The sequence below is a fragment of the Saccharothrix coeruleofusca genome (assembly GCF_017876325.1).
In the GTDB taxonomy this organism is placed as follows: Bacteria; Actinomycetota; Actinomycetes; order Mycobacteriales; family Pseudonocardiaceae; genus Actinosynnema; species Actinosynnema coeruleofuscum.
In genome coordinates, this window is the sequence record NZ_JAGINV010000001.1 from 1,083,749 (window position 1) to 1,096,547 (window position 12,799).

At 70.3% G+C, this 12,799-nt stretch carries 14 protein-coding genes; 8 read left to right on the forward strand and 6 right to left on the reverse strand.

Annotation, left to right across the window (positions count from 1 at the left end):
- Positions 1 to 10 precede the first annotated feature (10 nt).
- Positions 11 to 970, reverse strand: coding sequence for a cyclase family protein (locus tag JOF41_RS05165; protein WP_189226129.1), 960 nt, complete (start codon positions 968 to 970; stop codon positions 11 to 13).
- Positions 967 to 1,752, reverse strand: a complete 786-nt coding sequence (locus tag JOF41_RS05170) for an HpcH/HpaI aldolase family protein (protein WP_189226128.1) — start codon at positions 1,750 to 1,752, stop codon at positions 967 to 969. Before JOF41_RS05170 ends, JOF41_RS05165 begins: the two co-directional genes overlap by 4 nt.
- A 180-nt stretch (positions 1,753 to 1,932) precedes the next feature.
- Between JOF41_RS05170 and JOF41_RS05175 the strand changes: the two genes are divergently transcribed.
- Positions 1,933 to 2,838: a LysR family transcriptional regulator gene (locus JOF41_RS05175; protein WP_209616514.1), complete on the forward strand. Its 906-nt coding sequence runs from the start codon at positions 1,933 to 1,935 to the stop codon at positions 2,836 to 2,838.
- Positions 2,839 to 3,253: 415 nt separating this feature from the next.
- The gene (locus tag JOF41_RS05180) at positions 3,254 to 3,898 is read left to right on the forward strand and encodes a TetR/AcrR family transcriptional regulator (protein ID WP_209616517.1); all 645 of its coding nucleotides are present in this window, start codon (positions 3,254 to 3,256) and stop codon (positions 3,896 to 3,898) included.
- Positions 3,899 to 3,965: 67 nt separating this feature from the next.
- On the opposite strand, the gene JOF41_RS05185 is transcribed toward JOF41_RS05180, so the two are convergent.
- Entirely contained in the window at positions 3,966 to 4,694 is a 729-nt protein-coding gene (locus JOF41_RS05185; protein WP_209616519.1) for a flavin reductase family protein, read from the reverse strand.
- A 356-nt stretch (positions 4,695 to 5,050) separates the two neighbouring features.
- Here JOF41_RS05185 and JOF41_RS05190 point away from each other — a divergent pair, with 356 nt between their 5' ends.
- A complete protein-coding gene (locus JOF41_RS05190) occupies positions 5,051 to 6,076 on the forward strand; it encodes an aromatic ring-hydroxylating oxygenase subunit alpha (protein ID WP_209616522.1) in 1,026 nt (341 codons plus the stop codon).
- Between the two features lie 115 nt (positions 6,077 to 6,191).
- Here the strand turns inward: JOF41_RS05190 and JOF41_RS05195 are convergent, their stop codons facing one another.
- Entirely contained in the window at positions 6,192 to 6,770 is a 579-nt protein-coding gene (locus JOF41_RS05195; protein WP_209616525.1) for a VanZ family protein, read from the reverse strand.
- A gap of 154 nt (positions 6,771 to 6,924) precedes the next feature.
- Here JOF41_RS05195 and JOF41_RS05200 point away from each other — a divergent pair, with 154 nt between their 5' ends.
- Together JOF41_RS05200 and JOF41_RS05205 are read left to right on the forward strand one after the other, a co-directional pair.
- Complete coding sequence (locus JOF41_RS05200; protein ID WP_189226122.1) at positions 6,925 to 8,049, forward strand: sensor histidine kinase; 1,125 nt, start codon at positions 6,925 to 6,927, stop codon at positions 8,047 to 8,049.
- Complete coding sequence (locus JOF41_RS05205) at positions 8,046 to 8,678, forward strand: response regulator (RefSeq protein WP_189226121.1); 633 nt, start codon at positions 8,046 to 8,048, stop codon at positions 8,676 to 8,678. The genes JOF41_RS05200 and JOF41_RS05205 overlap by 4 nt, the downstream gene beginning before the upstream one ends.
- Before the next feature lie 113 nt (positions 8,679 to 8,791).
- Here the strand turns inward: JOF41_RS05205 and JOF41_RS05210 are convergent, their stop codons facing one another.
- Positions 8,792 to 9,568 (reverse strand): DUF1963 domain-containing protein, encoded by a 777-nt coding sequence (locus JOF41_RS05210; protein WP_209616528.1) that lies wholly within the window; start codon positions 9,566 to 9,568, stop codon positions 8,792 to 8,794.
- 239 nt (positions 9,569 to 9,807) lie between these two features.
- Here JOF41_RS05210 and JOF41_RS05215 point away from each other — a divergent pair, with 239 nt between their 5' ends.
- Positions 9,808 to 10,221, forward strand: a complete 414-nt coding sequence (locus tag JOF41_RS05215; RefSeq protein ID WP_189226120.1) for a hypothetical protein — start codon at positions 9,808 to 9,810, stop codon at positions 10,219 to 10,221.
- Between the two features lie 209 nt (positions 10,222 to 10,430).
- On the opposite strand, the gene JOF41_RS05220 is transcribed toward JOF41_RS05215, so the two are convergent.
- The gene (locus JOF41_RS05220) at positions 10,431 to 10,823 is read right to left on the reverse strand and encodes a winged helix-turn-helix transcriptional regulator (protein ID WP_189226119.1); all 393 of its coding nucleotides are present in this window, start codon (positions 10,821 to 10,823) and stop codon (positions 10,431 to 10,433) included.
- Positions 10,824 to 10,930: 107 nt separating this feature from the next.
- Here JOF41_RS05220 and JOF41_RS05225 point away from each other — a divergent pair, with 107 nt between their 5' ends.
- Complete coding sequence (locus JOF41_RS05225; protein ID WP_209616531.1) at positions 10,931 to 11,767, forward strand: enoyl-CoA hydratase/isomerase family protein; 837 nt, start codon at positions 10,931 to 10,933, stop codon at positions 11,765 to 11,767.
- Positions 11,768 to 11,804: 37 nt separating this feature from the next.
- Positions 11,805 to 12,791: an NADPH:quinone reductase gene (locus JOF41_RS05230; protein ID WP_209616533.1), complete on the forward strand. Its 987-nt coding sequence runs from the start codon at positions 11,805 to 11,807 to the stop codon at positions 12,789 to 12,791.
- The last annotated feature ends 8 nt before the right edge of the window (positions 12,792 to 12,799 follow it).

A 12,799-nucleotide genomic window follows, 5' to 3' on the forward strand; every position in this document is an offset into this window, starting at 1 on the left:
CCGGTGGTGGTCAGAAGATCGCGACGGGGTTGCCTGCGCTGGAGGTGACCCCGACCATGCGCCACGGCAAGGCGGCGAAGAAGAACTCCCACCTGTGCTCGCCGCGGCACACCGCGGCGAGCTCGGTGAGTTCCATGTTGTCGATGAGCCAGAGGCCGAGGGCGACCAGGCCCACCGTGTGCACGGGCCGGGTGAGGTCCGGGCCGTAGCCGGACGGCTGCACGTCCTGCACGCCGTCGTTGCCCAGCACGGCGACGTCACGTTCGCGCAGGAACGGCAGGCAGCTCGCGTGCAGTCCGGCCTGCCGGGCCGCCGGGCCGACGGCGTCGGGTCCTTCGTGCAAGATCCTGGCCACGTTGCCGGTGTGCACCAGCAGAGCGTCGCCGGGCCGCACCGTGACGCCCTGACGTCGTTCCGCGGCGGTGAGGTCGTCGGGGGTGACCGGCTGGCCGCGCTCGAGCCAGTCGACGCCGTGCAGCGCCGCGATGTCCAGCAGCACGCCCCGAGTGAGGAAGCCGTGGGCGGCGTGGTGGACCGACAGCCGTCGCGCTCCGCCGAGCGAGGTGGTCTCCGAGGCGGGGAAGCCGTTGTAGTTGCGACCGTCCCACGAGTAGTGGGCCAGGCCGTCGACGTGGGTGTTCGAGCCGTGCGCGGCGATGCCGACGAACTCGGTCACCGCGTCGAACCGCAGTGGCCGCCCGAAGTGCTCCTCGACCTCGTTGGTCCCGGTGAACCGCTGCACCACGGAGTTGCCGGACGCCAGGGGGTCCGGGGCGCGGGGGTCGATGTCCCGGGAGAGCGACACCGCCCGCCCGGTGCGTATCGACGCGGCGGCCGCCGCGCGGACCTCGTCGGTGATGAGGTTCAGCGTGCCCAAGCGGTCGTCGTCGCCCCAGCGACCCCAGTTGGACAGCGAGGTGAAGAAGTCGAGCACCTCGCCCTCGGCGAGGTCCGTGCCCTCGCCGCTCATCGACGCGCCCCCCGTGGCTGCGCCGAGGCCAGCAACCGGTGCAGCCCGTCGAACAGCACACCTCGATCACCGGCGAGGGTCACGGTCCGCGAGGCGGTGGTCGCGAGCCCGTCGAACTCCCATGCCGCGTTCGCGACCACGTACTCGATGCCCGCGTCACGGCAGGCGCGAACCACGCGGTCGTGCATCTTCCGAAGCTCGTCATGGGCCACGTCACCGTCAAGACCACAAGCCATGCTCAGATCGAACGGGCCGAAAACGAGTCCGTGGACGCCCGATCGCGACGCGATGGCCTCCACGTTCTCCACCCCTTCGAGGTCCTCGATGAGCCCGAAGACCAGCACGTCGTCGTCGGCGCGCCGCCGGTCACCCGCCCAGTCGGTGGTGACGTGCCCGACTGACCGCACCGCAGGACAGGCCCCTCGCCGTCCGGCGGGCGCGTAGCGAGCCGCCGCCACCAGCGCGGACGCCTGCGCGGGCGTGCACACGTGCGCGGCCATGATCCCGGCCGCACCCAGGTCGAGGACGCGCTGGATGAACGACGGGTCGTGGTCGGCCACACGCACGATCGCGTCGATCCCGACGGCGTCCGCACCGCGGATCAACTCGCGGATCTCCGCCAGCGACAACGACCCGTGCTCCGCGTCGATCCAGGCGTAGTCGAGCCCGGCCTGCCCCGCGATCTCCACCACGTCGGGGCTGGGCAGTTGAACCGCGACCCCGTAGGCGGTGGTTCCCGCTTCCCAGGCCGCGCGAATGCGCCGAGGTCGGTTCGCCAGCATGCGTCGCTCCTGTCAATGATCATGTTCGGCGCGTCATCACCGCAGGTCGTGCCTGTGCTTGACCGTGGTGCCGACAGCGTGTCGACCACTTGACGGTAGATCCGGAACAAACGACGGACTTTCTGTATTGTCGAAACTTGTGTCCACCCCACCCCACCGCGGTGGGCGCGGAAGACCGACATGAAGCCCCAGCTCGTCCACATGCAGGTCTTCCTCGCCTTCGCGCGGACCGGCAGCGTGACCGCCGCGGCCCGTCAGCTGCACCTGGCGCCGTCCAGGGTCAGCGAGCGCGTCCGGGAACTGGAGTCCGAGCTGGGCGTCAGCCTCTTCGACCGCTCGACGCGCCCGGCGACCCTGACCGCGGCGGGCCAAGCGCTGCTGCCTCGCGCACGCGCCATCGTCACCGAGTTCGACCTCGTCGACACGATGTTCCGCACCGCGCACGCGCCCCCCATCCGCGTGGGCGTGCGCTCGTTGCCCGCGGACTTCCGCGAATCGCTCCTCGCGCGCACCATCCGCCCCGCAGTCGGGCGGTCGTCCCTGTCGTTGCGCCCGCTGGACTCGCGCCAGCAGGTCGAGTCGCTGCGCTCCCGAGACATCGAGCTGGGCCTGGTGTGGCACCAGCTCCGCGAGGACGAGGACCTCGAACAGCTCCCGCTGCTCGAGGAGCGCTTCGTGATCGCGCTGCCGGACACGCCGCGTTTCCACCGCCTCGATCGGGTCCGACCCGCCGACATTGTCGGACTGCGCCTGGCCACCAACATCGACCCCTGGACCTTCCCCGACGTCCTCCACCCCTACCTGGCGATGCTTCCGCTGGTGGACCAGGTCAACGCCGCGGTCGAGGACGGACTGCTGATGCTGCTGTCCGACGGGACGCACTGCTCATTCGTGCCCGCCTCCTGGCACGACCACAGCCACTTCTCGGCACCGCACGGCGAACGGGTCGTGCTGCGCCCCCTGCACGATCCCCAACCCACCATCGTCACCTACCTGACCTGGCGCCGGGACCGCCGCGACGAAACCCCGATCGACCGGGTCCTCGACCGGGCACACCGGCAGTTCCCCCAGCCCATCAGACGATGACGATGTCGTGCCCGCCAGGTCGAGCCGCAGGCGGGTCCGTCGACCGAGTGGTCCTGTCGCTGTTGCCGACCTCGAACGCGAAGTGCGCGAGTCGCGCGGCGAACGAGATCCTGAAGGCGGCGTCGGCGTATTTCGCCAGGGAACTCGACCCCGAACCGCCGCGCTGGTCGGGATCACCGCGGCGCCGGGCCGGGAAGGGGGAATCCGCAATAACACCTCGTCCGCGAATTCACGGCGAGCGGCGCGGGCGCCGCGGCGGCAGCGGTAGGATGCAGTGCGTTCGGGTCATCCGATGCCGCGAGGTGGACGAACCTCGGGTGGCCCGTGGGACCGGGGCGGTCGTGGCTGCGCGCGACCGTCGGCACGGAGCCGGGATTCCGCACTGGAGGTCATGGTGGGCAATAGGGAGCGGATTGTGCTCGAAAGCCTCCGGCTGTTTAACGAGAACGGCTTCGACTGCGTCACCACGAACCAGATATCAAAAGAGCTGGGAATCAGTCCCGGAAACCTGTACTACCACTTCCGCAACAAGGAGGAGATTGCCTCCGAGCTGTACTCCCGGATGACCGACGAGGTGCGCGCGAATGGATCCTGGGATTCGCCGGCGACGGCCGCCGGGGTAGCTCGCGTATACGTGGTTTCTCTGGACATAATCCAGCGGTTCCGCTTCATCTTCGCGGATTCGACGACTCTGGCGCACATGAGCCCCGCCATCGCTTCGCGGCACCGGGAGTCCCTGTCGTGGGGGACCGGCCGCCTGATCGCGTTGTTCGAGGAACTGCGAGCGTCCGGGCACTTTCGGCGGCCCGATCTCGCGGCGAGCGCTGTCGCGCGCTGCGCGGCGACCACCGCGGTGGTGTTCGTCGGCTGGTGGCAGTACCTGGGAACGGTCTACGGGGAACGAGCGGCCGGGCACGACCACTTGGAGGAGGGTGCCCGTCAGGCGTTCTCGATCGTGGAGCCGCATTTGACTGACAGCTTCGCGGGCGAGGTCACGTCCGAGATCGGGCGGATCGCCGCCGGCGAGGTGATCAGCGGAGCGCGACGGGTGCGCTCTTAGCTGTCCACCATCGACAACTTCGGGCTGGTGGGGTCCGCACGGGCAACGCCGAGTGCGGCTTCCGCAGCTAGATGTCGAGCACGATGACGTCGTCGTCGGCTGCGCGGAACACGCAGGGGAAGCAGACGTCGTCGGCGCGGGTCGTGCCGACGAGGCTGTCCCCGTGGTCGGTTCGCCCGGCGATCAGGGGAGTTTCGCACGTCCCGCAGATACCGGCCCGGCAGGACCACGGTATGTCGATTCCCCGCTCTTCGAGGGCGTCCAGGACGCTCACGCCGTCGGGAACCCTGATCCTGCCGCCGGACCGATTGAGCTCGACCTCGAAACTCCCGCCCAGCTCGGTGGTGGCCGTGAAGCGCTCGGAAAGGACTCGCACGTCGTCCCGGCCCGAGAAATCGCTGGAGACCGACTCGACCAGCCCGGCTGGTCCGCAGCAGTAGAGGGCGGTCGACGCCCCGTCGATCCACTCGCTCACCACGGCGGGGACGTCCGGTCTTCCGCGCGACGCCGTCTCCCACACGGTCACCCTCTCCCGGACACCCCGGAGGTGCTCCAGGAAAGCCATTTCCTGGCGGGACGAGCCGATGTACAGCAGGTGCCAGGACGCCCCTCGCTCGGCGAGTTCGAGGGCCATGGCGAGTATCGGCGTTATCCCCACGCCGCCGGCGATCAGAACATGGTTGTCACTGGTCGGGTCGATCTCGAACGTGTTCGACGGCGGGCCGGCCGTCAGGGAGGTGCCGACCGCGGCATTGTCGTGCAGCCACCGCGCGGCTCCGTCCTCGCGATTCCTCACACCCAGTCGCCAACGATCGTCGGCTGGTCGGCCGCACAGCGACAAGGAACAGGAACCGGCAGGGGTGTGAATCGTGACGTGACTGCCGGGAGTCCAACTCGGCAGTGTGTGTTCTGAATCCGAGCTCACTTCCAGGGCCAGCACGTGACGTGCTGCGGTCCAGCTCGCTGTCACAACTACGGGAAAGCTCGGTGTTGGCAAAGAAGCCTCCTCGCCGAGAGGGAGCGGTTGACCGCCGGTTGCCCTAGAGCTTAGACTCTAGACGTCGCTGCGGCAAGAAGAGGTCACCACGCCCGTCTCGTGGCGGGTGCGTGTCCTGAACGCGGAAAGCGCAAACCGAGGATAGGAGCGCGCAAGTGACGACAACGCAGGGGAAGCAAGCCCGTGAGACAGTTCCGCAGCGTCGGCTCAGGGGGAGGGGAATACCGGCGGAAGGTGACGGGGGTGTTTTCAGTGAGAGCTGGTTCCCGGTCTGCCTGAGCTCCGACGTCCCGGAGCGGGGCGTGCACGGCTGCGATTTCCTCGACGGGCGCGTGATCGTTTCACGCGATCGGCACGGGGATATCCGCGTGTTCAGCGCGTACTGCCTGCACGTGGGAGCGGACCTGTCGATCGGGCAGGTCACCGACTCCGGCAACATCCGGTGCGCGTTCCACGGCTGGGAGTACGACGGTGGGAGCGGGCGGTGTGCGCACCTCCCGTCCGGAGACCCGGTCCCGCCGCGAGCTTCGCTCTACCGGTTCCCGGCGGTGGAGCGGTACGGCGTCGTCTTCGCCTACAACGGCTCGGAGCCGCGCTTCTCGGTGCCGGACTTCGACTATCCGGAAGATTCCTTGGTGCTCAGGTCGGGAACTTTCCCCGATCGGTTCTCCGTCGACCCCTGGGTCGTCTGCGCGAACACCCCCGATCTGCTGCACGTCACCGAGTTGCATCAGTTCGAGATGCGCAACGATCCGTACGAGGAGGCCACCTGGCAGGACTACTCGGCCACCTTCCCCATGCATGCGCTGACGCCGGCCGGGGTCGTTCTCGACATTCGTCCGGAGATCCACGGGACGAACTTGTTCCACCAGAACGGAACGGTCGACGGCCGCTGGTTCGGGTGGTCCTCCTGGATGGGCATCCCGACGCCCGGTCAGACGACCGTGTTCTACACGATCTGCGCGCGACCGGAGCCGGGGGAGACGCCGGAGCAGACCAACGAGTTCCTCGACTACGTCCTGGACCTGGAGATGTCGATCGCCAGCGAGGACCTGCCGGTCTTCGCCGGTATGCACTACACCCCGGGAAACCTCACTCGTGGCGATCGAGTGCTCGCTCGCTTCTTCGAATACCTGCGGACCTATCCGCGATCGCACCCCTCCGCCGATTTCGTGAACTGACCCGATTGTCCAAGCCCAGGCGTCGTCGCGGTGGACTTCCGCCACCTCGACGCGGTGCTCGGCGGGTGCCTGTACGCACTTGTGTCGCTCGTACACGGCACCCGCCGCCCGCGCGTCAGCACCGCCAGGCGCGCGACGCCGCCGAGCCGGGCAGCGCGGTGCGCCGCAGCACGGGCAGGGACTTGACCAGGAGGTACCCGAGCACGGCGCCCAGCGTGTTCGCGAGCAGGTCGTTGATGTCGACGCTGCGCCCGCTGCGCGCCACCACGTAGATCAGCAGCTGCGCCGCCTCGATCGAGGCGCTGACCGCCAGTGACAGCACAGCCACCCGCCCCGCGCTCGCCGCTGCCGACGACACCAGCGGGAGCAGCACGCCGAACGGCACCAGCATCACCACGTTGAGCACGAACGACGGCACGTCCGCCGTCAGCAGCGGGAACCAGTTGACCTGCTCGTACCACGCGGCCTGGTTGGCATGCGGGCCCCGTTGCACGTCGATCGGGAACAGCGTGAAGTGCACGACCCCCGCTGCGTACGCTCCGACCGCCGCCCGGAGCACCCAGTGGCGCCCCGTCCACCCCGGCCGGCCGCGCACCGCACGCGCCACGAGCAGCGCGCCCCACAGCGCGAGCGCGGGCACGAGCACGTACCACGACTCGATCCCCACACCCGCGTAACCGACGTCATCCCACACCTGCGGACCTCCTGACTGGACTCGACGCCAGCGTGCGCCGAAGCGCGCCGCGCGGACCTCCGTCCTCAGGCGGGTCTTGCGGGTCCACCTCCTCCTTTCGGCAGACCCTCCCGCGAGCGATCCGCCGATCGCGTCCGGTCCTTACGCTGGCCGGGTGCGGTTCTTCCTGCGAGCAGCAGTCCCTCGGCTGGCCGCCGCGTGCGCGCTGGCCGCCTTGGGCGTGGTCGACCTGTGGCTGGGCGAGTTCAGCGGTCAGGGCAACACGCGCCTGCCGTGGGCGGTGGCGATGGTGGCGGTGGCCTTGTGCGCCGGTTGGCCGGGCCCGCGCGGTCTGCCCGCGCTCGCGGCGGCGCAGGCCGCCTGCGCGGCGGGCATGTGGTGGACGACCCGCCACGACCAGACGGTGGAGATGCCCTTCACGCTGTCCGCGACCGCTGCCGCGCTGGGCGTGCTCGCCCTGCTGGTGTGGCGGGGAGAGCCCCGGTGGACGGCCCTCGCGGCTCCCGTCCTGGCGGTGTCCGTCCTGGCCCAGCCGCTGCGGGGCGACGCCGAAGACCTGCGGACGACGGTCGGGGTGCTCGTGCTGGCGCTCGGCGTCGCGGTCGCCGTGACGGCCGGTCTGGTGGCGCGCTCGGCCACCGTCGCCCGGACCCGGCAGGTGGAGCGCGCCCGCGCCGCGCAACGCGCCGAGTTCGCCCGCGACCTGCACGACTTCGTCGCCCACCACGTCGCCGGGATCGTGGTGCACGCCCAAGGCGCGGCGGCGGTCGCCCGCACCGACCCCGAACTCGTGCTGTCCGCGCTGCGGGAGATCGAGCACGCGGGCACCGAGGCGGTGGACGCCATGCGCCGCATGGTCGGCCTGCTGCGCGACGCCGCCGACGACCGGGCACCAGGGGTCGTCGAGGTGCCGACCCTGGTGGAGAGCTTCCGCCGCACGTCGGGCCTGCTGGTGGGGCTCGACGTGCGCGGTCCGTTCACCGACGTGCGCCCCGACACCTCCGCCGCGGCCTACCGCGTGGTGATGGAGGCGTTGACCAACGCGCGCAAGCACGCGCACGGTGCCAGCGCCGTCGAGGTGTCGGTCCACCGCACCGGCGGCCACCTCGAAGTCCGCGTGATCGACAACGGCCGTCCCGCTCCCGAGCACTCCGGCGGGTTCGGTCTGCGCGGCCTGCGCGAACGCGTCGTCGCGGCCGGTGGCACCCTGTCCGCGGGGCCGGCCCCGCGCGAGGGCTGGGCGGTCGAGGCCAGCCTGCCGGTCGGGGAGGACGCATGACGATCACCGTCCTCATCGCCGACGACCAGGCGATGGTCCGCACCGGCTTCCGCATGATCCTCTCCGCCGAACCGGACATCGAGGTCGTGGGCGAGGCCGTCGACGGCGTGCAGGCCGTGGCGCTGGCGCGGGACATCGCACCGGACGTCGTGCTGATGGACCTCAGGATGCCCCGCATGGACGGCCTGACGGCGCTGCGCCGGATCAGCGGCCCGAAGGTCGTCGTGGTCACCACCTTCGACGACGACGAGCACGTGCGCGAAGCCCTGCGCCACGGGGCGTCCGGTTTCGTGCTCAAGACCTCGGGCGCGGCCCTGCTGGTGGAGGCGATCCGCGCCGCGGCCTCGGGTGAGGCGCTGGTGAGCCCGGCGATCACCGTGCGCCTGCTCCGGCAACTGGCGGGCCGACGCCCCGAGCCCCGCGACATGCCGCTCTCCCGCCGGGAACTGGACGTGGTGCTGCTGGTGGCACGCGGTCGCACGAACGCCGAGGTGGCGCACGCCCTGCACGTCACGGTGGGCACGGTCAAGACGCACTTGGCGGCCGTCCAGGCGAAGCTGGGCGCCCGCAACCGCGTGGAGATCGCCGCCTGGGCGTGGGAATCGGGTCTCCTCGACGCCGAGGGATGAGGCAGGCCGTCGCTGGTGATCCGCCTCGACGCCGACCTCACGCGCGAGCCCTCGCGCTCGTGGCGAGTCGTCCGCGACGACGATTTCTCAAGCGGCACGAGGCCGGGACCGGCTCAGTACTGCTGTTCGCACCGGAGATCTCCCCAACGGCCGGTGGCGATGTCCTCCCTGGTGCCCACGACCAGGTTCAGCGTGTACAGCCGGTGGTCGACGGCGTTCCCGTCCAGCTGGGCCAGCAGCACCAGGCCGTCCTGGTCGGGTGGCACCTGCCACTGGTTGGAGAAGCCGCCGATCTGCGCGACGGCGTGGGGTGCTGATTCGCCGTGAACGCCGGCCACGATCGCTTTCACGAGGTTCTCCACCGCCTCGTCCCGGTCGGAACCTCCGTCTCGGAACGCCTCCACCGCCGGTGCGGCGCGCCAGTCGTGGTCGATGGTCGGTCCGGGCACGGCGTACAGCGGGTGCGACTCGTAGGGCGCGTTCTGCGCGGCGTCCACCCCCTCCGGCCACGGGCGCTCCTCGGTCGGGACGCCGGCGGGGACGTGGAGGACGACGGAGTCCTCCGGCTCGTAGACGAAGGTGGTGAAGAACAGCAGCTGCCCGTCCGGCGGCAGGCCGATGTCGAGGTGGTGGCGGGACAGGGCCGCGCAGTCGACTTCCAGCACGAAGGGGACCGTCCCGTTCGGCCACCCGACGCCCTCCGGCAGCCGGGGCAGTCCTCCCGCCCGCGCGGCAGGCCGGGTGCCCGCCCGGCCTGCCTCCGGCAGGTCCTCGTACCGCACCAGCAGGACGCAAGGCCGCAACAGCCCCGCCAACTCCCGTGCCACCTCATCGGGGACACCGTGTTCCCCGGCCAGTTCCGCGACGGTGTGCTCGTCGATCGGCGTCATCCCGCGATCGTGCCACCAGTCGGAGACGGTGCCGCGATCGGTCCACGGTCACCAAACCGCCGCTCGGCTGTCCGGTGGCGCTGACCTCCGGTCGGACCTCCGGTATGTCCAAAGTGGACCACGGCCGCCGACCTCAACGGCACGTCCGGACCGGTCGCGTCGCGGCTCTCGACCAACCGCATCAGCGCACATGCGGGCGAGCGCACGTCGGCTCAGGCAGCGGCGGTTACGCTGGGCCGGTGACCACTGCGGAGATCGACTGGGGCGGGCAGCGCGAGGGTGGCGCGACGGAGGCCGAACTCGCCTTCGCGATGTCGTTGAACGGGTTGGTCCCCGGACTGGATTACTGGCTGCACGCCGATGACGACGGCACCCCCTGGCTCCTGGTGTCCCTGGACTCGATCGAGGACCGCGCTGTGCGCGACACCTTGCGCCTGGACTTCGACGAGCGCGGCATTCGCGGCGGCTGGAGTCCGTCCTGCCTCAACTGGGACGGTGGGGTGAGGGCTGAGGAAGCCCTGATCGACCTGTCGGGACCAGACGGTCTGGTCCACCCGGCGGACGGGTCGTCCGTCGAAGACCTCGCCCGCCGCGCCGCCGAGTGGTTCACCGCGCCGAAGAGGGGACGGTGGGCCGACCACCCGGCACCGTGAACCGAGTCCGGTCATCACCGATCCACGGTGTCCTCCCATGCCGCGCTCGGACCGGTCGGGCATCGGGTGCGGGAGCGGAGCGTCGCGTACAGCGCGTGGGGCAAGGGGGTGGCGGGTCCTGGCACCGGATGTCGGACACGGGGTTGTCCGGCGTGGGCAGCGCAGCCGGCATCGGTAGCAGGCGCGGTGCAGAGCACCCGTCGCCGTGCTCAGCGCGCTGACGTCCGGTCGTCGTACTCCCGCTGCGCGGCCATGACTTCGCCGCTGTGCTCGACGGTCCAGGTGTACAGGCACAGGAACGGCTCGCGGAACGACGCGCCCAGCGGTGTGAGGGAGTACTCCACGCCGACCGGTGAGGTTTCGAGCACCCGGCGCTGGATCAGGCCGTTGCGCTCCAGCCTGCGCAGGGTCTGGGTCAGCACCCGTTGCGTCACGCCGTCGAGCTGCCGCTTGATCTCGTTGAACCGCGTCGGCTGTTCCAGGACCGCCAGCGCCATCATCGACCACTTGTCGGCGACCTGGTCGAGGATCGGGCGGCTCGGGCAGTCGACGTTGAATCGCGGGGCGTCGGTGGGCGTCGGGGTCGGCGTAGTGGTGTCCACGGGGATCCTTAGTGCTCGAAAAGTGCGTTATTGATCATTCTTGGCGCTCGGACCAGGGTGGGTATGCGTTGCAAACCTACCTGCTCATCGACAACCTAGGGGCACCCGTGGACCCGAACGCGCACAAGACGCTGAGTGTCGGCATCGACGCCGGAGTTGCGTGGATCACGCTGGACAACCCTCCCGTCAACCTTCTGAGCGCGACCCTGATCCGTGAACTGCACGAGGTGCTCGGCGCGCTGCGCGAGGAGAGTTCGGTCCGCGTCGTCGTGTTCTCCAGCGCGAACCCGGAGTTCTTCCTCGCTCACGTCGACATCCACATCCTCGAGGAGATGGACGGACTGCGGGAGATCGCCGACCGGAATCCCGACGCCAACCTGTTCCAGGGCGTCGGCGAGCTGCTGCGCCACCAGCCGCAGGTCACGATCGTCAAGCTGGCGGGCAAGGCCCGTGCGGGCGGTGCCGAGTTCGTCGCGGCGGCCGACATGGCCTTCGCCGCCCGCGAGACCGCGGGCTTGGGCCAGAGCGAGGTGCTGATGGGCATCGTCCCCGGTGGCGGGGGAACGCAGTACCTGCGCGAGCGGGTCGGGCGCAACCGCGCTCTCGAACTGCTGCTCACCGCGGACCTGGTGGACGCCGACACCGCCGCCGCCTACGGCTGGATCAACCGCGCGGTGCCCGCGGCCGAACTCGACGCGGTCGTCGACGAGGTGGCGCGGAAGATCGCCGCGCTCCCGCCGGAGATCATCGCCGCGGCGAAGAGGCTCGTCCCGCCGACGGATCTGGCGGATGGCCTGAAGGCCGAGCACGACGCGTGGGCCGAACTGGTGAGCGGAAGCCTGCCCGCGCAACTCATGGCGCGCGCCCTGGAGCAGGGCGCGCAGACCCCGGAGGGCGAACGCGACCTGGAGTCGGTCATGCGCGGCATCGCCGCCACCCTCTAGCGCCATCCACATCAGGACGATTGAGGAACCCGGAACGATGAAGGCAGCTTTCTTCGACACCAACGGCCCCGCGAAGACCGTGCTGCGGGTGCTCGACGTCGCGCGACCGGAACCCGGTCCCGGCCAGGTGCGCGTTCGCGTCGCGCTCTCCGCGATCAACCCCGGCGACATGTGGATGAGGACGAACTCGTCACCCGAGGACTTCGGACCTGTCGGCGAGCTCCGTGGCCGCATTCCGCACCAGGACGGCACGGGTGAGATCGACGCGGTCGGCACCGGTGTCGACCCGAGTCGGATCGGCGAGCGCGTGTGGATCTGGATGGCGGGCTCGGGCACCCCGTGGGGAACCGCCGCCGAGTGGACCGTGGTGCCCTCCGAACAAGCTGTCCGGCTGCCGGAGGGGGCCTCCGACGAACTGGGCGCCGGTCTTGGCATCCCGGCGATGACCGCGCACCGGTGCCTGCACGCCGACGGATCGCCGAAGGACCGCGCGGTGCTCGTCGCGGCAGGCGCGGGCGCCGTCGGCCATTACGCGATCGAACTCGGCAAGATCGCCGGGGCTCGAGTCGTGACCACCGTCAGCGGAGCTGAGAAGGCGGCACTGGCCCGTGCGGCAGGCGCGGATCTCGTCGTGAACTACCGCGACGCCGACGCCGCGCGGCAGATCCTCGACGGTGTCGGACCCGTCGACCGGATCATCGAGGTCGCGCTGACCGACAACCTCGACCTGGACCTCGCCGTCGCCGCGCCGGGGGCGACGATCGTGACCTACGCGGCGCAGCCGGTGGACCCGACGCTGCCGGTGTTCCGGCTGTTGTGGCCGAACCTCGTGCTGAGGTTCGTGCTGTTCCTCACCACGCCACGGGACGCGCTGCTGCGCGCGGCGGCCGAGATCACCTCGGCGCTGGAGCAGGACCTGCTCTCACCTCTGCCCGTGCACTCCTTCGGCCTCGACGACGTGGCGGCCGCGCACGAAGCGGTGGAGAGCGGTGTCACCGGCAAGGTCGTGCTCGACCTGCGCTGACGAGCGGC